Raw genomic sequence first — 22705 nt, 5'->3', positions numbered from 1 at the left:
ACACGGGAGCAGGGATGACCGCAACCACCGACGCCACCGCCGACCTGACCACCGAGCCCTACCGCTCGCGCCGCAACCACTGGAACAACCAGGTCCACCGGCATGCGCTGATGACGCCGGACAACATGGCGATCACATACCTGGACAAGTCCACGACGTGGAAGCAACTCGATGACAGGTCACGGGCTTTCGGCGCAGCATTGAGCCGACTCGGAGTCGAGTTCGGCGACCGAATCCTCATGGTGCTACTCAACCGCACCGAGTACGTCGAAGCCGTGCTGGGCGCAACGCTGATCGGCGCGATCCCGGTTCCGGTGAACATCCGGATGAGCCCCGCCGAGGTCGCTTATCTCGTCGCCGACAGTGGGGCCAAGGTCATACTGACCGAGAAACTCCTCGCGCCGCTGGCCGATGCCGTGAGTGCGTCCACGGGTGGGATCGACACCCTCATCGTCGTCGACGGCAGTGAGAACCCTCAGCATCTCGACTATGAAGGCCTTGTCGCGCAGGGGGACTCGGATCTGCCGGCGGTCGATGTCCCGGAGGACACCGTCGCCGCGATCATGTACACCTCGGGTACCACCGGAAAGCCCAAGGGCGCCATGCTGACCCACCAGAATTTCCACGCGCAGGCCGTCACCACGATGGCGACCACCGCGTCCGCCGATGCCGAGGACGTGGCGTCGGTCGTACCGCCGATGTTCCACATCGCTGGGCTCGCCGCCTTCGCCCCGGTCTTCTACCGCGGCATCCGTGCGGTCATCCATCCACTCGGTGCTTTCGACCCGGACGCCATGCTCGACACCCTGGAGAGAGAAGGCACCACCTCGGTGTTCATGGTGCCCGCACAGTGGCAGGCGGTGTGCGCGGCGCAGAAAGCGCGGCCGCGAAAGCTCCGTCTGCGCAACATCAGCTGGGGTGCGGCCCCCGCGTCGGACACCGTGCTCAACGCCATGGGCGAGGCCTTCCCCGAGGCGCTGAACATGACCGCCTTCGGGCAGACCGAGATGTCTCCGGTGACGACGATCCTCGAGGGCAAGGACGCACTGCGCAAGCAGGGTTCGATCGGCAAGGTGGTCCCGGCGGTGACCGCCCGCATCGTCGACCCGCTGATGAACGACGTGAAGCCCGGCGAGGTGGGAGAGATCGTCTATCGCGGACCCAACCTGATGAAGGGCTACTGGAACAAGCCCGCGGAGACCGCGGAAGCGTTCCGCGGCGGGTGGTTCCACTCCGGCGACCTGGTGCGAGAAGACGAGGACGGCTTCCTCTACGTCGTCGACCGAGCCAAGGACATGATCATCTCCGGCGGTGAGAACATCTACTGCGCCGAGGTCGAGAACGTCCTGTACGGCCATCCCTCGATCCTGGAGGCGGCCGTCATCGGTCGCGCGCACGAGAAATGGGGCGAGGTGCCGGTCGCCGTCGTGGTCCTGGCCGAGGGCGTCATCGATCTGACGCTGGCCGAGCTGGAACCTCATCTGAACGAGAATCTCGCGCGGTTCAAGCACCCGAAGGACCTCGTGATCATCGACGAACTGCCCCGGAATGCCGGCGGCAAGGTCGTGAAGCCGAAGCTGCGGGAGAGCTACGGCAGCAAGGATGCCGGGCTGGCCGACTGACCGCCTCCGCCCCCTAAACGGGTCAACCCGCCACCTTCGTGAGGTGGCGGGTTGACCCGTTCTGGGTGGGTCTATCCGACCATCACTTCTTCTTGTCCTTTTTCTTGTCCTTCTTCGGGCGCGTCGCCTCGAGTTGTCGTCCACGCCGCCGATAGCGCCAGATGAACCAGCCGACGAGGATCGCGAGAAGGACTCCGATGATCACGCCCCACGCGGTGGCGGCGCGGAAGCCGGGGGCTTCGACGTCGAAGATGCGTTCACCCGCGTGGGCACCGTTGCCGCCGCCGGCGACGACGGAGAGCGTCAACAGGTTGGGGATCGCCACGACGATGCCGGCGACGGCGAACGCGATCGCCGGGACGTTCCGCAACCGGCTGCGGCTCAGGAACGCCAGCGTGAACAACAGGAGCGGGACGAAGGTGCAGAGAACACCCAGGACGAGTCCGGTCCAGACACCGCTGGCCATCGATCCGTCGACCCGGCGACCGATCTGGCCGGCCCACCAGCGCGGCAGGAACGCCTCGAGGATGAAGTAGGTGATCACCAGGAGGGCGGCGATGATCAGGCCGATGACGACCTTCCTGACGATCGTGTTCGCACGTTCGGCGGCTGTCGGCTTCAGTGGTGCATCGGTGGTCGCGGGGGCTCCCGGGGGTGTCGATCCCGCCGGTGCCGACGCGGGCGGGACCGGCGCGGTGTTCGAACCGGGCGGCGGGTCCACCGGGTCTGTCGGATGGGCCGAGAACTGCTCGTTGCTCATGGGCCGAGTGTAAGCGCGGAAGATGACCTTTCAGGTGCGACGCCGCCGACGATCGGTGGTGGCCGGCGAACCCGCGTCGCGAATCCCGCCGTAGATCCCCCGTCGGACGATCCACGGTTGCAGCACCGTGTCGACCGACCAGGCGGGGAAACGGAACGCGCGACCGTTCGGCGCGAACACCTGCAGACCGTCGCGTTGCACTCCGAGAACCGATCCCCACCGTCGGCGGGGCGGCACGTAGCGCCGCGCCCGGTCCGGCCGGCCCGCCAGGTCGACGCGGATGTTGTGGGCGAGAAGCCGGTCGGCACGGTTACGGGCCGAACCACGGAGGGCGTCGGTGGCGGCGATGTCGCCGACGGCATAGACGAGTTCATGTCCCGGAACCCGGAGCTGCGGTGTCACGTAGACGAATCCGCCCGGATCGAGGATCTGCGGAGGCAACCACTCCGAATTCGGGGTCACCCGACCGATCGCCCACAGCACCGCGTCGGCGTGCACGGCGTCCTGCCCGGTGGTCCAGCGTACGGATCCGCCGGTGATCTCGTCGCAGCCGAAGCCGGCGGGCACCTGGGCGCGGTGTCCGCCGTGCACACCCACACCGAGTGTGCGCAGCCGCGCCGACACGTTCTGCCAGGTCCGCCGATGGTGGCGGGGCAGTGCGCGCTCACCGGGATGGTAGAGATCGATCCGTTTACCCGGCCAGGTCGCTGCCAGGTTCGCCGCCGCGCTCACCGCGGCGGTACCCCCTCCGATCACCGCGATCGAATCCGCGACCGCCAGACGGCGGTGTGCAGCGGCCAGGTCCCGGTCGACATCGGTCGGGGACTGGAGACCGGGACGTCGCCAGAAGCCGTTGCGGACACCGGTGGCGATGACCAGCGCGTCGAACGGTTCGATGACATCGGTTCCGTCGGCGCTGCGTACGGTGACGGTTCGTTCGGCGAGGTCGGCTCCGGTCAGCGACCCGTGGACGGTGCGGACGCGGTCGAGCTTCCGGAATCGTTCGAACGGAATCCGGTAGTCGCGGGCCCAGGTGTCGGGCCGACTCACGCGAAGCCCGAGTTCCTGACCGCTGACCAGTCCGGGCTTCGACGAGATCCCGACGACGTCCGCGTGGCGGGACAGATGGATGGCGGTGAGGATGCCGGTGTCACCGAGGCCGGCGACCACAACGCGGCGAGTCATCCGGGGATGCGGTCGGCGGAATGCGGCGGACGGGTTCGGCGAGGTGGGCGGGGTACGAACCGGGACACCCGGTCGACGACATCGGGATAGCCGGGACGTCGGGACAGGCTGCGCTGCTCCATCATCGGAATGCTGGCACCGAGGAACATCGCCAGCATCACCACCACACCCACGAGCAACCACCACCAGTCGGCGGGCGAGGCGGCGATCCCGAACAACGCCATCGCGACCCAGAAACCGAACTCACCGAAGTAGTTCGGGTGCCGGGACCACGACCACACGCCGGAGTCCAGCACCGACCCAGGCGTGCGGTGTGCGGTGAAGCGACGCAGCTGGGTGTCGGCGACGTACTCGAGGGCGACGGCGGCCGATCCGACGACCGCGGCCAGTGCGGTGAGCCAGCCGATCGTCGAATCATGTCGGGTGACTGCGACATACACCGGGACCATGCCGAGGAACACCTGAATGGTGGGGATGACGTGGATGGCGACCAGGTCCACGACGAAGGCCGCACGGCCGGCACGCTGCTTGAGCAGTCGGTAGCGCCAGTCCTCGTGATCCAGACCCGGCCACCCGACGGCCCAGTTGGCGGTGAGCCGAACGGCCCACACTCCGAGGACGAGAGCGATGACCCAGCAGTGCACCGCGTCGATGCCGACATCGCCGGCGGCCCACCAATACACCAGGAGTGCGGGCGGTATGACGCTCCAGTAGGCGTCATACATGCTCGAGTTCGAGTACCGGCGACTGAAACCGAAGATCACCAGCGTCGCCCAGAGGTCGGCGATGAGGGTGTCGAGCCACAGGTGGCCGGTGTCGGGACCCAGCCACAACCATGCGGCGGCGACACCGAACGCCACCAGGTAGGCGAGCACCACGCGCACGAACGACGCTGTCCGGCTCACGAGATCTCGTCCTATCGTCGGCGGGTCACAGCTGCTTCTCGATGGGCCCGACCAATTTCTCGGGTTTGGTGGCCGGTGCGAAGCGTTCGACGACGACCCCGTCGCGGTTCACCAGGAACTTGGTGAAGTTCCACTTGATCCGTCCGCCGAACACTCCCGACTTCTGGGTACGTAACCACTCGAAGAGGGGATGGGCGTCGCGCCCGTTCACGTCGACCTTGGCGAACATCGGGAAGGTGACGTCGTAGGTGAGCGAACAGAAGTTCTTGATCTCTTCTTCGTCGCCGGGTTCCTGATGTGCGAACTGGTCGCACGGGAAACCCAGAACACGCAGTCCCTGCTCCTGGTAGTCGCGATGAAGCGTCTCGAGACCTTGGTACTGAGGTGTGAAGCCGCACTTCGACGCGGTGTTCACGATCAGCAGCGGGTCGCCCCGGAACTGCGAGAGGTCGACCGGGTTGCCGTCGATCCCGGTCGCGGTGAAGTCGTACGCGGAAGTCATGCCGCCACGCTACTTCCGGTCCGCGCGCAACGAAACGCATTGGCCCGAACCCGCAGGTGCCGCGGATCAGTCGCCGAATCGTTCGGTACGGATACGGGTCGGGTCGTGGCCGGCGTCGACCATCCACTTCGCACAGTCCTCGACGAACCGATTGGGCCCGCAGATGTACACGGTCGGTGACCGGGACGGATCCATGGTGAGTGCGGCCAGTTCCGCCGAGTCGAGGCGTCCGGCCGGTCGCGCCGATCCGGCTGGTGCGTCACGGGTGTGGACGAGATGGAGATCCAGGCGATGGTGCTCCATGAGTTGCCGGATCTCGTCGCGGTAGTAGACGCGGTCCGGACTGCGCACCGAGTACACCAGGGAGAAGGGCGTGAGCGGTGCGTCGACCTCGCGGCTCCGGATCATCGACATGAGCGGCGCGACCCCGGATCCACCGCCGATCAGTTGCACCGGCCGGTCGTCGCCGGAGGCCCAGGTGAAATACCAGCCATGCGGTCCACTGATCTCCAGAGGATCACCGACCTCGACGACGTCGACCAGGTAAGGGGACACCTCACCGTCCTCGAGGCGCTCGACGGTGACCTCGAGCGATCGGCTCTCCCGGGCGTCCGACACAGAGTAGGTGCGGGCGGTGGAGTAGCCGTCCTCGGCGGTGAGCCGGATGTCGACGTGCTGACCGGGCAGCACGTGGATCGGCTCGGGGAGCGCGAGACGCAGTGTGCGTGCGGTCGGGGTGATGTCGACGACGGAGGTCACCGTCGTCAGCAGCCAGTCGGTCACGAGTACCGCTGCTCGCGCCAGGGGTCGCCGTACATGTGGTATCCGCGTTCCTCCCAGAATCCCGGCGTGTCCTCGGGCATGAATCGAAGGCGCCGAATCCATTTCGCGCTCTTCCAGAAGTACAGGTGAGGGACGAGGAGCCGGGCGGGACCGCCGTGTTCGGGTGCCAGCGGTTCCCCGCCGTAGGTGTCGGCAATCCAGCCTCGTCCACCGGTCAGATCGGCGAGCGGGACATTGGTCGTGTACCCGCCGTAGCAGTGCGCCATGACGTACGGGGCGGGTTCGAAGGGCAACGCATCGATCAGCGTGTCGAAGGAGACGCCACGCCAGCGCGTCGCGAACTTCGACCACCTTGTGACGCAGTGGATGTCGGTGGTGACCTCGTCGTGGCGCAGCGCCTGGAACTGCTCCCAGGTGAATGTCGTGGCCCGGTGCTCAGCCGACTGGATGGCGAGGGACCATCTGTCCAGGGGGACAGACGGTGTCGGTTCGGCCGACAACACCGGGAAGTCCAGGGTCGTGTACTGACCGGGCGGCAGCCGACGAGCATCACGGTCGCGACGGCCCACGAACCCTCGATTGATGATCGCCATGGTCGCGGAGTCTACGCCCGAGCGGTCGGGTCGGCCGCGTGGCCGTAGACGCTGGTGTGACCTCTCGGCGCGTTGCACCGGCAGCGCTTCGGGCACCATGGAACGATCGTGGCGACTCACCGAGCCCGGAGGTACGCCATGCCCGTAGACACGCCCGATCTCGTCATCGACGCACGAGGACTACGCAAGTCGTTCGGCCGTTTCGAAGCACTGCGCGGTCTCGACCTCCGGGTCCGGCGGGGGGAGGTCCACGGATTCCTCGGGCCGAACGGAGCAGGCAAGTCGACGACGATCCGCGTGCTGCTGGGATTGTTGCGGACCAACGCGGGTGAGGTTCGGATACTGGGTGGCAATCCGTGGCGCGACGTCGTGGAACTCCATCGACGACTGGCCTATGTCCCCGGTGACGTCGCCCTGTGGCCGTCGATGACCGGCGGCGAGATGATCGATCTCCTCGGTTCGATGCGCGGCGGACTCGACGAGGGTCGTCGTGCCGATCTCGTCCGGCGTTTCGAACTCGACACCACCAAGCGCGGACGCCAGTACTCGAAGGGCAACCGGCAAAAGGTGGCGATCGTCGCCGCGCTCGCGTCCGAGGTGGAGCTGCTCATCCTGGACGAGCCGACGTCGGGACTGGATCCGTTGATGGAGAACGTCTTCCAGGAGGTGATCGAAGAGGCCAAGTCCCGGGGTACCACGGTGTTGTTGTCCAGCCACATCCTTGCCGAGGTCGAGACCCTCGCCGATCGTCTCAGCATCATTCGCGACGGCGTGATCGTCGCGACGGGGACCCTGTCGGACCTACGGGGTCGCACCCGCACATCGGTACGTGCCGAGCTCGAGACCATCCCGTCCGAGGATCGGCTCGGTGAACTGCACGAAGTCGACATCGACGGCCAATGGATCAGTGCCACAGTCGATTCCGACCGCATCGGTGCGGCGATGGAGGTGTTGACGTCGTGCGGACTGCGGTCGCTGACCGTCGAACCGCCGTCGCTGGAAAGCCTGTTCCTCCGGCTCTACGGGTCCGAGGATTCGAAGTCGGGGAAGAAGTGATGATGGCCGTCGCCTCGATCGCCGGTACGCGACCGCTGCTGACCGCGACGCTGCACCACGAGGCGAGAACGTTCGCTCCGTGGATCGTGCTGCCCACGGCGTTGTCGGTGTCGTCGGTCCTCGTGTACCCCTGGCTGTTTCCCGACCTCGTGGAAAGGCGGGCCTTCGCCGCCACGGTCGGGGCCAACCCGGCGCTGGGTTTGATCTTCGGCCCGGCCTACGACCTGTCGACTGTCGACGGCTTCAACGCCTGGCGCAGTCTCGCACTCGGCGGGTTCGTCGCGGCGCTCGGCGCGATCTTCATCGTCGTCAAGGCCAGTCGCGGGCAGGAGGACTCCGGCCAGGCCGAATTGCTGGCTTCAGGTGTTCTCGGCCGGTCGGCGCGCCTGCTGACGGCGCTGGTGATGGCGATGCTGTGCTCACTGGCCATCGGTGTCGTGGCCGGAGTGGTCACCGGACTGTGCGGCGGAGCCTGGGAGTCGTCGATGTTGCTCGGCGCCGGCTTCACCGTCACGGGTTGGATGTTCGCCGCCGTCGCGGTTGTCAGCGCTCAGGTGGGCGCCGACGCCCGTGCGGCGACGACGATCTCGGTGTCGCTGCTCGGCGTGCTGTTCGTCCTGAGAGGCTTTCTCTATTCGGTGAGCGCACCGACCTGGACGACGTGGGCCAACCCGCTCGGATGGGTCCAGGAGACGCGGCCGGCGACCGGAGATCACTGGTGGCCGCTGGCACTCGGAGTCGCACTCGCGGTTGTTCTCGCCGGAGTCGGCTTCGCACTTCAGGTCTCACGTGATTTCGGCCAGGGACTCGTCCCGTCCAGGCCCGGACCGCCGCGGGGGCGGAGCAGAACGCCGATGGACCTCGCGGTCCGCCTCAACCGAGCCCCGATCGCCTCGTGGTCGGTGGCGTTCATCGGTCTGGGCGTTGTCTTCGGCTACTTCACCAGGTCGGTGAAAGGCCTGCTGGAGGCGAATCCGGCGATGGCCGGGGTCTTCGCCTCCGGCGCCGCGTCCCCGGCCGATCTGATCTCCGCGTTCGTCACGACGATCCTCAGTCTGGTCGGGATCGTCGCATCGGTCGCGGGCGTGCAGATCGTCAACCGCGTGCGTACCGAGGAACTCGAGGACCGGGCCGAAGCGGTGCTCGCGACATCGGTTGCCCGAGTGCGCTACATCGCCACCAATGTCGCTGTCGCGCTGCTGGCCACGGCGGCGTTCCTGCTGATCGCCGGGGTGGTGGTCGGTATCTTCGCGTCCACCGCAGACATCGGTATCACCTTCGGCGACGCGCTGCTCCAAGCCCTTGCGACGATCCCGGCGACCTGGACGGTCATCGCATTCGCGGTCGCCGTGATCGGCGCCCGACCGGTCGCCCGTCCGGCGATCTGGCTCGGCGTGCTGGTGTCCTTCGTGATGACCATTCTCGGCCCGAGCTTCAAATTGCCCGGGTGGGCACTCGGTTTCAGCCCGTTCCACCATGTACCCGACGTCGTTGCCGCCGGCGCGAACTGGTGGGGCCTTCTGTGGATCGGCATGGTGACCGTCGGGTTCCTGGCCATCGGTTTCGCCGGATTCCGACGGCGCGACATTCCCTGAGGTCGACCGAATCCGTACGACATCAAGCCCGGTTCGCGGACTCGACGTCATACGGATCGCGGTTCGCGGGGCGGATTCAACTGGTCGTCGCAACACCATGATCATGGAGGTGTTCGCGGTGGCTACGGCGGACTGGAGTTGGAAGACCAGCGATGTGGCGGTAGGTGTTCGTCGGCAGTGGCGTGCTGATCGTGCACTTCGGCCGGCGATGCGATCGCCGGGGCGGCCGGAGCCGTCGCGGCAGGTGCAACGTGAGTTTTGGCGGGTGGTCGCGACGGGGGTGAGCACGGCGCAGGCATCGATCGCTATCGGTGTGTCGGTGCCGGTGGGTACACGCTGGTTCCGCCACGCTGGCGGCATGAGGCCGCTGAGTCTGGATGAGCCTTCGGGCCGCTATCTATCGTTCGCCGAACGGGAAGAGATCGCGCTGCTACGCGCCCAGGATCGTGGGGTGCGTGAGATCGCACGGCGGATCGGGCGCAGTCCGGCCACGATCTCGCGTGAGCTACGGCGCAACGCCGCAACCAGGAGCGGGAAGCTCGAGTATCGGGCGTTGGTGGCGCAGTGGAAAGCCCAGCAGGCCGCCAAGCGCCCAAAAACAGCGAAGCTCGTGGCCCACGTCGAGTTGCGGGAGTACGTACAGCACCGCCTGGCCGGCGTTGTCCGCCGTCCCGATGGCACGATCGCTGCGGGCCCCACGCCACCACCGTGGAAGGGGCTTAACAAACCGCACCGTGCCGACCGGCGGTGGTCGCTGGCGTGGAGTCCAGAGCAGATCTCCCAGCGTTTGAAGGTCGACTTCCCCGATGATGAATCCATGCGTATCAGTCACGAGGCGATCTACCAGTCCCTGTTCATCGAGGGCCGCGGCGCGCTCAAACGTGAGCTGGTGGCGTGCCTGCGCACCGGACGTGCACTGAGGGAGCCGCGGGCCCGCTCGCGCAACAAGCCGCAGGGTCACGTCACCTCCGACGTCGTGTTCAGTCAGCGCCCTGCCGAGGCCGAGGACCGTGCCGTCCCCGGGCACTGGGAGGGTGATCTGATTATCGGAACTGGGAGATCGGCGATCGGCACTATCGTTGAACGTCGTAGTCGTGCAACACTTCTGGTGCATCTGCCACGCCAGAAGGGCTGGGGTGAGCAGCCGCCTGTGAAGAACGGGCCCGCACTCGGTGGCTACGGTGCCATCGCGATGAATGCAGGACTGACAGCGTCGATGGCCGTGCTGCCGCAGCAGTTGCGCAAAACGTTGACGTGGGATCGCGGCAAGGAACTGTCTGCTCACGCCCAGTTCGCGATGGACACCGGAACGCAGGTGTTCTTCGCCGATCCGCACTCACCGTGGCAGCGACCGTCGAACGAGAACACCAATGGTGTTCTGCGTCAATATTTTCCTAAGGGAACTGATCTGTCGCGGTGGTCAGCTGAGGACCTCGAGGCTATCGCCTACACCCTCAACAGCCGTCCTAGAAAAGTCCTCAACTGGAAGACCCCCGCCGAAGTCTTTGGCGAACAACTACACTCGGTACAACAACCCGGTGTTGCATCGACCGATTGAACGCGCCCGGTTCGCGATCAGTTCTGTCGGAGAGCCGCCGCGAGCCGGCGCCACTGTTCGCGCGGGAAGCCGCGGTGGTCCTTCTGGAGTACCTGGACGCACACGTGATCGGCGCCGGCGGAGCGGTGTTCGTCGATGCGCGACAGGATCGCCGACTCGTCGCCCCAGACGATCAGTGCGTCGAACAACCGGTCGCTGACCGTGGTGAGGTCCTCGTCGGTGAAGCCGAGACGACGAAGGTTGTTGGCGTAGTTGGGCATCGCGAGATAACCCGTGAGCCACTTGGTGCCGACCGCGCGCGCCTCGTCGCGGTCCGCGGCGAAGATCGCGGTCTGCTCGGGGGCGAGCAGCGGTCGGTCGCCGAGTGTCTCGCGAGCGGTGGCAGTGTGTTCGGGCGTGACCAGGTACGGGTGGGCTCCGAGTGTCCGGTCCGCCGCGAGACCGAGCATTTTCGGTCCGAGTGCCGCGAGGACCCGACTGTCCGCCGGGACCGGCTGCGGCGCGGCGTCGAGTCTGTCGAGGAATGCGCGGGTGGTGGCGAGCGGCTTCTGGTAGCGACCGGCTTCCTGCGCGTCGATGAGTGGAGCGTGGCTGATACCCAGGCCGAGCAGAAAGCGCGGACCGAACTCATCGGCGAAACTCGCGTGCGCGGTCGCGACATCGGCGGGTTCGTGCATCCACATGTTGAGGATTCCGGTCGCGACCACCGCCTTCTCGGTGGCACCGAGCAGGTTGCGCACCGAATCGAGAACCGGACCGCCGACGTCGGGAATCCAGAGGGCGGTGAAGCCCAACTCGTCGAGTTCGGCAGCGGCTTCCGCGGCCTCCCCGGCGTCTCCGTATCGTAGTGGCGAACTCCAGATTCCTACCCCGTCGAGATTCATGGTCACGACACTACCGACGGTCCTCGGCGGCGGGGCGCGAGTACCGGGTTCATGCCTCTTTCGACGTTCCCGGCACCGTCTGGGCCAGCCGGGTGTCGAACGCAGCGGTCAGCTGACGGAAGACCTTGATTCCGACCGCCCCGACGACGATGACGCCGATCCCGACAGCTGTGCTCAGTTCTTCGGTCAGCAGACCGGCGATCCCGATCGCCAGGACATAGCCGGGCACCCACTCGAACAGATGGAACATGCTCTGCGGTTCCTCGTCCGTCGGCCACCCCTCACGGACGGCGGCGTGATACGTGGCGTAATCGGGATAGAACTCGGTGAACGCGATGGCGAACACCGTGCCGCCGATCTGGATGATCCAGCCGGTCCAGAAGTTGTTCGGGTCGTCCAACACGATGTCCCCGACGGCGCCCGAGATCGCTGCGACGGCGAAACCGCCGACCCACGCCCAGGTGATGACGTAGTTGATCCGCAGGAACAGCGGACTGGTCCAGTACTCCGGCTCGGTGGTCTCGCGGGCGTACTGGAGGGTGAAGGGTTGCCGCACGAGGATCGAGCCCAGGGCAAAGGCCACCAACGCGACGTTGGTCATCTCGCCGCCCCACTTTTCCAGCCAGTCGATGACACGGTCCGAGGCGAAAAGAGCCAGTGCGGCCATCGTCCCGAAGTAGGCCACGTCGAACAATTCGAGCAGTTTGAAGCTGCTCCCGCGGCGATGGGTCCCCACGACCAGCAACAACGAGAGCGCGAAGGCCGACGCCGCTGCCTCCTCGAAGCGGCCCGGTCCCGTCACCAGTGCCATCAGGATCCACGGCGACATACCGGCGAAGGGGGAGTCCAACAGCGCGGTCAGAACACCACGCGCACCCGGCCTCGGTCCGTGCTCCGTGGCGGGTCGGTCGGTCGCCGAGTTCTCCGGCACGTTGGGCATCTCTGAATTGTGAGTCTTCGCTGGGGTTTCCGCTTGGATCTCGCCGAATACGTATGGAAAAGGGTCACTTCACGCCGCGTCGGCGTGATTCCGGTCAGCGCTGGGGCGCGATCACCAGCGCCGCGTTGTGGCCACCCATCCCCAGCGAGGTCTTCACGGTGGGTCCCGCATCGAGAGGGGACAGGCCGTCGAGCAGTTGCGGGATACCTTCGGACACCCTCGGCGTCGCCGGGATCTCGCCGCGGTCGTAGCCGAGCAGCGACGCGGCGAGCTCGACCGCACCCGCTGCTCCCTGGCAATGCCCGGCAAGTGGTTTGACGGAGAAGACCTCGCTGTTGGGCAGCATCGTCTCCGCGATCGTCGCCTCGGCGCGATCACACTGCCTGGTACCCGGACCGTGCGCGTTGAGATATCGGATCTCCTCGCCCGCGACGCCGGCTGCCGACAGCGCCTGTTCCACGCAGCCCACGACGTTGGTCAGTTCCGGATCGACCGAGGTGACGTGATAGGCGTCGTGGGACATGGCCCCGCCCAACACATCTGCATAACCGTCGATCGCGCGGTTGGTCATCGTGAAGGCGATGGCGGCCTCGCCGAAGGTGAAACCACGGCTGCCGGTCTGGAACGGACGGCAGGCGTCGAGTGCGTCGGTGTCGGTGACGGCGACGCCCAGCTGCACGAACATGCCGACCACCTCGGGTTTCGCCGACAGGTCGGTCGCGACGACGAGCACGTCGTCGACGAGATCGGAGTCGAGCCACGACTTCGCGGTCACGATCGCCGCGGACCCCGAGGTGCACATGGCCGACACGTTCATGGCCGGACCGTGAAAGCCATACTCCTGCATGAGGAGCGAGACCGGCGTGGACGGTGTCACGGACAGGTACTGACGTCCCCTGTACTGCCCGACACCGGAGGTGACCATCGGGTACATGTCGAGATCGCCGAGCACACAGGCGTGTACCAGCCCGACGCGAGAGCCCGGACGCCAGCCGCGTTCCGACGCATCCTCGATCGCCTCCCGCGCAGCACTTCGCATCGCGCGCGCGAACCGGGTGTTCCCGTCCGCCTGGTCGCCGCCCTCCGGTACTCGCACAATCCAGCCCGGACCCCCGTGATCGTCGGAACCGAATCCGAAACCCTCGTGCAACGCGGCTGCGGACTTGCCCGAGACGAGGCCGTTCCACAGGGCCTCCCGGCCCCATCCGTAGCCGGTCACGGCTCCCACACCGGAAATGGTCGATCTATTGTTTGTCATTGGTGCACTCTCTTTTCGTGATTTGGAATTGACAGCGATTGTCGAGGTCATCGGGCCGAACCCCACCACAAGAATCCTCCAGAAAGCGGCATTCGACCCATCTCACTGCGCCGGTCGCGACGAGATTTCACGGCCCGGTCGCGACGAATCTGACTTTGGCACGACTCTGCCGTCGTTTTCGCGCTCCATTTGTCCCCTGTGTGGGGGAATATGAACATCGGGGGCTCGGAGCAGGGTAGGGGGGAGGACTGACGCAGTGCCGGAATCGATGCCGACGGACGGTGGCCACAGTGATCTCGTCGCGCCGCACGCCGAGCCGATGACCCGATCCAGCGACGCGGCGGTGGCGGAACGCTACCGACTCCTCCTCGAACTCAGTCCGGACGCGATCGCCGTACACCAGGACGGTGTCATCGTCTATGTGAACTCCGCGGCGCTCGACTTCGCTCGTGTGACCGATCGGGGTCAGATGCTCGGCCGTCCGATCACCGACTTCGTCCATCCTGACGAACTCCCGCACATGATCGAGCGAATCGTCAGCATGGGCGAGGAGGCCGGAGCGTCGACGTATCCGGAGGAAGTCGTGATGGTCGACGCCCACGGGGTGTCACGTCCGATGGAGGTCACCTCGGTACGCACGGTGTGGCACGACAAGCCCGCCTATCAGGTGATCTTGCGCGACATCACCGCCCAGAAGGCGATCGAGGTGGCTCTACGGCGGCAGGCGGCGTTGCTCGATCACGTCAGCAACGCCGTGATCGCCGTTGACCGGAACATGACCGTGCGGTCGTGGAACCCCGCCGCCGAGCAGATGTACGGAATCACCGCCGACAAAGCCCTGGGTCGTGAACTCGATTCGGTCATCGGCGGCACCCTCGACATCAAGGCGGCGATGGCACTGGGTGGGACGGTGGACCAGCTCCACCGCCGTGCCGACAACGATCGAACCTTCCTGGCCCACATCTCGGTGACGTCGATGGACGATGGCTTCCTGATCGTCGCCGAAGCCACTCGCAGACCGCTGATCGAACGCCTGGGTACCATCCTGGCCGCCCTGCACCAGGCAGTCATCGTGGTGCGAGAGGACGGCAGAATCGAACTGGCGAATCCGGCCGCCGCGACCATGCTCGGTCCACAGAGCGCGCCCGGGTCGCTCGTCCACGATCTGCCGCTCGACTTCGTCGACGGCGAATCGCCGGTCGTCCGTTGTCTGAGGACCGGGGTGGCGATCACCGATGCGACCGCGACGATCAACACGCCGGGCGGCGAGCGATGGCTGTCGTGCAGCTGCCGGCCGATCGACGACGACACCTCCGACGCGGTCGCACTGGTGTCCTTCGCCGATATCACCGAGCGCTATCGCGAGCGGACCCGGCTGGCGTGGGACGCGGTCCACGATCCACTCACCCAGCTGTACAACCGGGCCGGGATCCTCAAGGAGCTCGAGGCACACATGGATGCCCTGGCCGAACACGACTCCGGTTGCGTGGCGATCTATTACATCGACCTCGACAACTTCAAACTCGTCAACGATTCGCTCGGTCATGCCGTCGGCGACGAGGTGCTCCACGCCGTCGCCCAGCGGCTCGCGGCGGCGACGCCCCCGGAGGGTGCGGTCGGGCGGATCGGGGGCGACGAATTCGTCCTGGTCGCCACCCACACCAAAGAGAACACGACCGCCGAGATCGATCGACAGATCGAGTCGGTGCGCGCCGCGATCAGACCTCCCGTAAGGGTGAGCATCCGCAGCGAACCGCTGACGGTGCGGGTGAGCATCGGCGTGGCCACCGTTGCGGCGGGCGAACGGTACACCCCCACGGATCTCCTTCGCGATGCCGATATCGCTCTGTACCAGGCACGCAAGGCATCTCGAGAACCGTACGTCCAGTTTCGGACGCAGCACCGGGAAGAACTCCAGCGCCGCCAGCGGATCGAAGAGGAACTGCGCCGCGCCCTGGACACCGACCGCTCCCAGTTGGAGATCCACTACCAGCCGATCGTCTCCACCGACAGTGGAACGCTTGTCGCGCTCGAAGCACTCCTGCGGTGGAATCACCCCGACCTCGGTTCGATCCCGCCGGCCGAGTTCATCCCTCTCGCAGAGCAATCCACGCTCATCGACAAGGTCGGCGCGCACGTCTTGGCAACGGCCTGCGCCGAGGTGGCAGCGACGCCCGAGCTGGCACAGATCATGTTGTGCATCAACGCCTCCCGGCGTGAACTCACCAACGGCGAATTCCTCCACCGACTCACGGCGACCTGCGAGCAGACCGGCATGAACCCGCGATCACTCTGCTTGGAGATAACCGAGAGCGCGCTCGCACCGCTCGACGGCGGCCTGCTCAACCTGCTGCGTGAGATCCGGGCACTCGGCATCCACATCTCCCTCGACGACTTCGGGACGGGCGCTTCCTCACTGAGTGAGCTGTATCGACTGCCGGTCAGCATCCTCAAGGCGGCCAGGGCGTTTGTCGACGCCCTCGAGGAACGCCCGAGCGCCCGCACGATCCTCGCGGGCATCGTCGACGTCGCGCACGCGATGGGCGTCCGGGTGATCGCCGAGGGCGTCGAGACCGCCGAGCAGGCCGCCACAATCGCCGCCGTCCGGTGCGACCTCGCACAGGGCTACCACTACGGACGGCCGAAACCGCTCGCCGAGATCGTGACCGAGGGCGCGGCGAGCTCGGCCCCCCAGGAGGTACGGGACGACTCCTGACCTTTCGGTCCAGACCAGATCGAGACCGACGCGTGTTCGGATGTGCGCCGCGTGGTCTCGCTCCGCGAGTAGATTGGGCGCGAAACCGTCGAAAACGACGGCCATGCAACCGGACAGCGAGGTCACGGACATGTCCCAGGATTCGTGCTGCGACACACCGGCGAGTGGGGTCATGTGATGGCCGACGCGCAACAACGCGAGATCGCCGAACAACACACGGCGAAGGTCATCGGCGTCACCGTCGCCGCGGCCGTCGGCGGATTCCTCTTCGGCTTCGACAGTTCCGTGGTCAACGGCGCCGTCGACTCGATCGAATCGAATTTCGGTCTCGGCAAGCTCATGACGGGTTTCGCCGTCGCGATCGCACTGCTCGGTTGCGCCCTCGGCGCATGGTTCGCCGGGCGACTGGCCGATGTGTGGGGCCGCAAACGGGTGATGCTGCTCGGTTCGGCATTGTTCACCATCTCGGCGATCGGCACCGCGTACACGCAGACGATTCCGGACCTGCTGCTCTGGCGCGTGCTCGGCGGCATCGGCATCGGTATCGCCTCGGTCATCGCCCCGGCCTACATCTCCGAGATCGCGCCCGCTCGTTATCGCGGCGCACTCGCATCGATGCAGCAACTGGCCATCACCATGGGCATCTTCGCCGCCTTGCTGTCGGATGCCGTTCTCGCCGACACGGCCGGCAGTGCGTCGAACGACCTCTGGTGGGGTCTGGAGGCCTGGCGATGGATGTTCCTCGTGGGTGTCGTACCCGCCCTCGTCTACGGCGTCCTCGCTCTGATGATCCCCGAGTCACCGCGATATCTGGTGGGCCGCAACCGCGATGAGGAAGCAGCCCGCATTCTCCAGGAGGTGACCGGAGAGAACAACCCGCTCGATCGGGTGAAGGAGATCAAGCTCACCGTCAAGCGTGAGTCCAAGTCGTCGATCAAGGACATCACCGGCCCGTCGTTCGGACTTCACCCGCTGGTGTGGGTCGGCATCTGGCTCGCGGTGTTCCAGCAGTTCGTCGGCATCAACGCGATCTTCTACTATTCGACGACGCTGTGGCAGTCGGTGGGATTCTCCGAGAGCGATTCGTTCAAGACATCGGTGATCACGGCGGTCATCAACGTGGCCATGACGTTCGTGGCGATCCTGTTCGTCGACCGCATCGGACGTCGGAAACTCCTCCTGGGCGGATCCGTGGGGATGTGCATCGGGTTGCTCATGGCGTGTGTCGCGTTCACCCAGCAGATCGGTGAGGGCGAGAACGTCACGCTTCCCGACCCGTGGGGTGTGATCGCGCTGATCGGCGCAAACCTGTTCGTCGTCGCCTTCGCCGCCACCTGGGGACCGGTCATGTGGGTGATGCTGGGGGAGATGTTCCCCAATCGGATCCGAGGTGTCGCTCTCGGCGTGTGCACCGCGGTGAACTGGATCGCCAACTTCACGATTTCGATGCTGTTCCCGCCGATGACCGAGGCCGTGGGACTCGGAATCATCTACGGCTTCTTCGCCTTCTGTGCCGCGGCATCGTTCGTCTACGTGTTCAAGAAGGTCGAGGAGACGAAGGGTCTGGAACTCGAGGACATGGACTCGGTCGCGGAATCCAGGCTGTCCCGGATCACCGCCGCCCGAGCCCCCGAACAGGCATGAGCGGAGGAGTACCGGTCCATGGCTGATCTGCGCGACCTCGACGTGCCGGTCGTCGCGGCACCGATGGCCGGCGGTCCGACGACCCCCGAACTGGTCATCGCCGCGAGCATGGCCGGGGGACTGGGCCAGCTGGCCGCGGGATACCTGACTCCCGAGCGCCTCGCGTCGGACATCGCCGCCGTCCGCGACGGGGGCACCGACACCTTCGGGGTGAACATCTTCGTCCCCGAGGCCGAACCGGTGAATCGGGACGCCGTGGCACGCTACCGCGATCGCCTCCTCGACTACGCCGCCTCTCTCGGCGTGGAACTGCCCGCCATCGAGGAACTCGGCGACGACGACGATCGGTTCGACGCCAAGATCGCGCTGATGTGCGACGAACGAATTCCCTTCGTCTCGTTCGCTTTCGGTTGCCCATCGGCCGACACCGTCGGCGAACTGCGACGCCATGGCTGCAACGTGGGCGTCACCGTCACCACCGAGGACGACGCGAGCAGGGCCGCCGAGGCCGGCGCCGACTGGCTGTGTGTGCAGGGACCCGACGCCGGCGGTCATCGGTCGGTGTTCGACCGTCGGACCGAACCGCCCACCCAACCGCTGGACGACCTCGTCCGGGCGGTGATTGCACGCGTCGATCTTCCTCTCGTGGCGGCGGGCGGTGTGTCGACCCGTGATCGAGCCGGCGAGGTGCGATCCCTCGGTCCGGTCGCGGTGCAGGTCGGCACCGTGCTGCTGCGCACCCACGAAGCCGGAACCAAGCCGGCGCACGCGGACGCGCTGGCCGATCCGGCGCGCACCGAAACGGTGGTGACCCGCGCATTCAGCGGACGCCCCGCACGGGCGCTGCGCAACCGCTTCACCGACGAGTTCTCCGACGCCGCGGTGGCCGAGTATCCGGCGGTCAACAAGCTCACCGGTGGCATCCGACGCGCCGCCGCCACCGACCCCGACGGCATCAACCTCTGGGCCGGGAGCGGATTCCGCGACGCCGCCGTCGAGTGCGCGGCCGACACGATCCGCCGTCTCGGCTGACCCATGCCGCGGCAATCGCCGCGCCCCGGCGCCTAGACTCTGAGACGACGAGGGGACGCCATGAATGAGCCTGCGGTGCGTCTGTCGGCCGAACCAGACATTCGGAGTTCGCCCGACCAGCCGCGATCGATGACGACACGAGCCGATCTCTAGGACCTGCGATGGCCCGTCGGACAGTCACGCGACCAACCGATCCCCCGTCCCGGGAGATCGCGGATGATCTGAGCGCGGCGGGCTTCACCAACGCTCGGATCGCGGGGCGTGGCGGGTTCGGGGTCGTCTACCGCTGTCTCCAACCTGCGCTCGACCGTGAGGTGGCGGTCAAGGTGCTGCGGGCCGGCCGCGACGAGACCGATCGCCTCCGGTTCCTTCGCGAACAGCAGGCGATGGGCCGTCTGTCGGGTCACCCCAACATCGTCCACATTCTCGAGGCCGGCGTGACGCGATCGGGATTCCCGTACATCGTCATGCCCTTCCACGCCCGCGGCTCGCTGGACACGCGGCTCCGTCGCCGAGGGCCTTGCGAGGTCGACGAGGTCCTCGACCTCGGGATCAAGATCGCCGGCGCCCTGGAGACCTCCCATCGGGCCAGCGTTCTGCATCGAGATCTGAAACCCTCGAACATCCTTCTCACCGAGTACGGCCAACCACAGCTGACCGACTTCGGCATCGCCCGGCTCGCCGATCGCGACGACACCACCCGCGGACTGGTCCTCGGCACACCGGCCTACACCGCGCCGGAAGTGCTGCGCGGTGAGTCACCATCGGTGCTCTCCGACGTGTACGGGCTCGGCGCCGTACTGTTCGCGGCGCTGGCCGGCCGACCGGCGTACGGGCGTCGCAAGAACGAGGACCTGGTCGCCCAGCTGTTGCGGATCACCACCGAACCGATTCCGGACCTCCGAGCGCAAGGCATACCGGAGCCCCTGTGGACGGTCATCGCGCGGGCGATGGCCCCCACACCCGCAGACCGCTATGCGACGGCACGCGAGTTCGGTGAAGCCCTGCGGCAGGCGGGCCTCGAACTCGGATATCCCGTACCCGAGGTGCCGGTACCGCTGTTCGCCGACATCGACGGTCCCGCGCTGACCGAGTCCGACTCGTCCACGGACACCTCGGAGTACCCACACCTCGACACCCGCGCCGACGGATCGGATTCGGGGCGTCCGCCCGTCATCACCGCCAAGTACCGGCCGCCGGTCCTGGCCCACGCCACGGTTCCACGCACCCGGTTGCTCGCGCGGCTGACCACCGGCAATCGGGCACGGCTGATCCTGATCCACGGACCCGCGGGATACGGGAAGACCGTGCTGGCCGCCCAGTACGTCCAGGCAGCCGAGACCACCGGCGGAAAGACGGCGTGGTTGGCGATCGACGAGGACGACAACACACCCGCATGGTTTCTGTCGCACCTCGTCGACGCGATCAGCGTGACGTTTCCCGGCCTGGGGAATGAGCTCACCCGCACCTTGGAGGAGTACGGCGAAGGCGCCGAGCGCTACGTGCTGACCACGCTGATCAATCGCGCCCACACGACCGACGAGCACATCCGCATCGTCCTCGACGACTGGCATCGGATCACCAACCCGGCGAGCCGGGCGATCGCGCAGTTCCTGATCGACAACGGCTGCCACCACATCCAGCTCGTCGTCACCATCCGCACACGCCGATATCTGCCGCTCAGCAGTCTTCGAGTGAAGAACGAACTCATCGAAATCGACGCCGCCGCACTGCGTTTCGACATCGACGAGTCTCGCGAGCTACTCACCGGGGGAACCGGGCTGCCGATCGACGACACCGATGTCGCCGAGCTCGAGGAGACCACCGACGGCTGGGTGGCCGCCCTGCAGCTGGCGTCCCTGGCGCTGCGCGAGCACGACGATCCCCGCGCGGCGATCCGTCAGTTCTCGGCGAACCACCGCGAACTGGGGGAGTACCTCGCCGAGAACGTCCTCGACAGCCTCGACCCGGACCTCCTCGACTTCCTCCTGGCGACCTCGGTCAGCGAACGGATCTGTGCGTCGCTGGCGGCCGCGTTGACGGGCCGACGCCACACCCAGAGCATGCTCGAGGACATCGAGGAACGTGACCTGTTCCTCACCCGACTCGACCCCGAAGGACAGTGGTTCCGCTACCACAACCTGTTCGCCCACTTCCTGCGTCGTCGACTCGAACGGCAGGAGTCCGACAGGTGCGACGATCTCCACCGGCGAGCAGCCGCGTGGTTCGCCGAGCGGCGCATGTTCAGCCCGGCCGTCGACCATTTCCTCGCCGCCGGCGATGAGTCCGAGGCGATCGACCTGGTCGAACGCGAAGGCTACGACCTGCTCGAACAGTCCAAGATGAGCACCCTGCTCGGCCTCGCCGCCAAGCTCCCGGTGACAACGCGCAGGCAGCGACCGGATCTCCAGCTGGCGCTCGCCTGGGCGCACGCGCTTCTTCACCACCGGGCACCGGCGAACACGGCGCTCGCCTCCATCGATGCCGCACTCCCGGCCGGCGCCGGCCCCGATGGCGATGTCGCCGACATCCGCGCGGAGACCGGACTCATCCGTGCCTCGATGAATGTTCTCGACGATCAACTCGAGGGCGTCGACGAGGCCGTCGGGGCCTGCATGGTGCGCGCCGAGCGCCTGCGTCCGTGGGTTCTGTCCGGCGTCGCCGCCGTCGCATCGTTCCGCGAGATCCAACGGTTCGCCTACGACGAGGCCCGGGAATGGCAGCGCTGGGCACGTCCGCACCACCGCAGGACGAAAGGACCGTTCAGCGTCATCTACGGATACATCCTCGACGGCGTGGCGGCGCGGGAACAACTGGACTTCGACGCCGCCGAGGCATCGTTCCGGCACGCGATGGGACTCGCTCGTGCCTCCGACGAGGACCGCTCCTACGGCTCCCGGCTCAGTGGCGCGCTCCTCGGGGAGTTGCTGTACGAACGCGGGAATGTGGACGAGGCCCAGCGGCTCCTCGACGACACCTACAACCTCGGCGCCGAGGGGGGCATCGTCGAGATCATGCTCGCCACCTATGTCGTCGGCGCACGCGCGAAACACGCTCTCGGGCAAGATGACCAGGCCGCCGAGCGGCTGGACGAGGGCGAACGGCTGGCACAGGCGCTGAATCTCCCGCGGTTGGCCGCCCACATCACGGCCGAACGCATCCGTTCGGGTATCGGTGCGTCAGCGCTGTCCGCTGATTCGTTCCCGGCCGAGATGCCGCACGACCTTCCGGACGGAATCGTTCAGGTCACCGCCGAAAAGACCGAGGAGGCAGCCATCCGCGCACTCCTGGCCGTCGGTACCACCGACACCCGGAACGCCGCGTGCCGACGGGCACGCGCCCTGGCCGGGTCGATCGACGCGACGACCCGGCCGAGAGCGGAGCTCGACGCCCGGCTGCTCCTGGCCGAATGCCTGGCCGCGAGCGGGTCCCTCGCCGAGGCGGAGGAACTGCTTCTCCCGATCCTCGATCGCTGTGCCCGTCTGGGTCTCGTGCAACCCGTGCTCGATGCGGGATCCGGTGTGCAACACATCGTCCGAAGACTGGGCACGACCGCTCGCGGGGACGTGGACCCGGTGGTCGTCCCGTTCCTGGACAGACTGCACATGTCGCCCCTCACGGAGTGAGGATCGAGTTGCCCGGTGTCGTCGGCACACAGCAGTTGACCGCGAG

17 protein-coding genes are annotated in these 22705 nt (G+C 66.7%); 8 read left to right on the top strand and 9 right to left on the bottom strand.

All coding sequences use genetic code 11. The features are described from left to right. Positions 1–14: 14 nt before the first annotated feature. Positions 15–1622: a fatty-acid--CoA ligase FadD5 gene (fadD5, locus tag GAA2_RS11460; protein WP_006438240.1), complete on the top strand. Its 1608-nt coding sequence runs from the start codon at positions 15–17 to the stop codon at positions 1620–1622. An 82-nt stretch (positions 1623–1704) separates the two neighbouring features. Here fadD5 and GAA2_RS11455 read toward each other — a convergent pair whose 3' ends face one another. The 6 genes from GAA2_RS11455 to GAA2_RS11430 form a co-directional block, all read right to left on the bottom strand. Further along, positions 1705–2382: a hypothetical protein gene (locus GAA2_RS11455; RefSeq protein WP_040005010.1), complete on the bottom strand. Its 678-nt coding sequence runs from the start codon at positions 2380–2382 to the stop codon at positions 1705–1707. A gap of 30 nt (positions 2383–2412) precedes the next feature. After that, positions 2413–3567 carry an FAD-dependent oxidoreductase gene (locus tag GAA2_RS11450; RefSeq protein WP_040005008.1) on the bottom strand — a complete coding sequence of 385 codons (1155 nt, stop codon included), beginning with the start codon at positions 3565–3567 and terminating at the stop codon, positions 2413–2415. Next, positions 3564–4472 (bottom strand): DUF1295 domain-containing protein, encoded by a 909-nt coding sequence (locus tag GAA2_RS11445; protein WP_006438236.1) that lies wholly within the window; start codon positions 4470–4472, stop codon positions 3564–3566. The genes GAA2_RS11450 and GAA2_RS11445 overlap by 4 nt, the downstream gene beginning before the upstream one ends. Positions 4473–4497: 25 nt before the next feature. Next, positions 4498–4974 carry a glutathione peroxidase gene (locus GAA2_RS11440; protein ID WP_006438235.1) on the bottom strand — a complete coding sequence of 159 codons (477 nt, stop codon included), beginning with the start codon at positions 4972–4974 and terminating at the stop codon, positions 4498–4500. Between the two features lie 66 nt (positions 4975–5040). Further along, positions 5041–5757 (bottom strand): ferredoxin reductase, encoded by a 717-nt coding sequence (locus GAA2_RS11435; protein WP_040005007.1) that lies wholly within the window; start codon positions 5755–5757, stop codon positions 5041–5043. After that, positions 5754–6350, bottom strand: a complete 597-nt coding sequence (locus GAA2_RS11430) for a sulfite oxidase-like oxidoreductase (protein WP_040005005.1) — start codon at positions 6348–6350, stop codon at positions 5754–5756. Before GAA2_RS11430 ends, GAA2_RS11435 begins: the two co-directional genes overlap by 4 nt. A 138-nt stretch (positions 6351–6488) precedes the next feature. On the opposite strand from GAA2_RS11430, the gene GAA2_RS11425 reads away from it, so the two are divergent. From GAA2_RS11425 to GAA2_RS11415, 3 genes are all read left to right on the top strand, one after another. Next, complete coding sequence (locus GAA2_RS11425) at positions 6489–7406, top strand: ABC transporter ATP-binding protein (RefSeq protein WP_006438232.1); 918 nt, start codon at positions 6489–6491, stop codon at positions 7404–7406. A 2-nt stretch (positions 7407–7408) separates the two neighbouring features. Beyond that, complete coding sequence (locus GAA2_RS11420; RefSeq protein ID WP_040005017.1) at positions 7409–9001, top strand: ABC transporter permease; 1593 nt, start codon at positions 7409–7411, stop codon at positions 8999–9001. 358 nt (positions 9002–9359) lie between these two features. Beyond that, on the top strand, positions 9360–10559 hold the full coding sequence (locus GAA2_RS11415; protein WP_157228367.1) for an IS30 family transposase: 1200 nt from the start codon (positions 9360–9362) through the stop codon (positions 10557–10559). A 17-nt stretch (positions 10560–10576) separates the two neighbouring features. Here GAA2_RS11415 and GAA2_RS11410 read toward each other — a convergent pair whose 3' ends face one another. The 3 genes from GAA2_RS11410 to GAA2_RS11400 form a co-directional block, all read right to left on the bottom strand. Beyond that, the gene (locus GAA2_RS11410) at positions 10577–11443 is read right to left on the bottom strand and encodes an LLM class F420-dependent oxidoreductase (protein WP_040004630.1); all 867 of its coding nucleotides are present in this window, start codon (positions 11441–11443) and stop codon (positions 10577–10579) included. A gap of 49 nt (positions 11444–11492) precedes the next feature. Next, entirely contained in the window at positions 11493–12383 is an 891-nt protein-coding gene (locus tag GAA2_RS11405; RefSeq protein WP_006435640.1) for a hypothetical protein, read from the bottom strand. A gap of 94 nt (positions 12384–12477) precedes the next feature. Further along, positions 12478–13641, bottom strand: coding sequence for a beta-ketoacyl synthase N-terminal-like domain-containing protein (locus tag GAA2_RS11400; RefSeq protein WP_040004610.1), 1164 nt, complete (start codon positions 13639–13641; stop codon positions 12478–12480). Positions 13642–13960: 319 nt separating this feature from the next. On the opposite strand from GAA2_RS11400, the gene GAA2_RS11395 reads away from it, so the two are divergent. From GAA2_RS11395 to GAA2_RS11380, 4 genes are all read left to right on the top strand, one after another. Further along, entirely contained in the window at positions 13961–16357 is a 2397-nt protein-coding gene (locus tag GAA2_RS11395; RefSeq protein ID WP_247603076.1) for an EAL domain-containing protein, read from the top strand. Between the two features lie 177 nt (positions 16358–16534). Beyond that, positions 16535–18001, top strand: coding sequence for a sugar porter family MFS transporter (locus tag GAA2_RS11390; RefSeq protein WP_040004628.1), 1467 nt, complete (start codon positions 16535–16537; stop codon positions 17999–18001). A gap of 18 nt (positions 18002–18019) precedes the next feature. Beyond that, a complete protein-coding gene (locus GAA2_RS11385; protein WP_191834956.1) occupies positions 18020–19033 on the top strand; it encodes an NAD(P)H-dependent flavin oxidoreductase in 1014 nt (337 codons plus the stop codon). Positions 19034–19194: 161 nt separating this feature from the next. After that, positions 19195–22659, top strand: coding sequence for a serine/threonine-protein kinase (locus GAA2_RS11380; RefSeq protein ID WP_191834955.1), 3465 nt, complete (start codon positions 19195–19197; stop codon positions 22657–22659). The last annotated feature ends 46 nt before the right edge of the window (positions 22660–22705 follow it).

Origin of the sequence: Gordonia ajococcus (genome assembly GCF_012974285.1) — a bacterium.
GTDB lineage: Bacteria > Actinomycetota > Actinomycetes > Mycobacteriales > Mycobacteriaceae > Gordonia > Gordonia amicalis.
The sequence above is the reverse complement of the archived record's forward strand: the minus strand, read 5'-3'. Positions and strand labels throughout refer to the sequence as shown.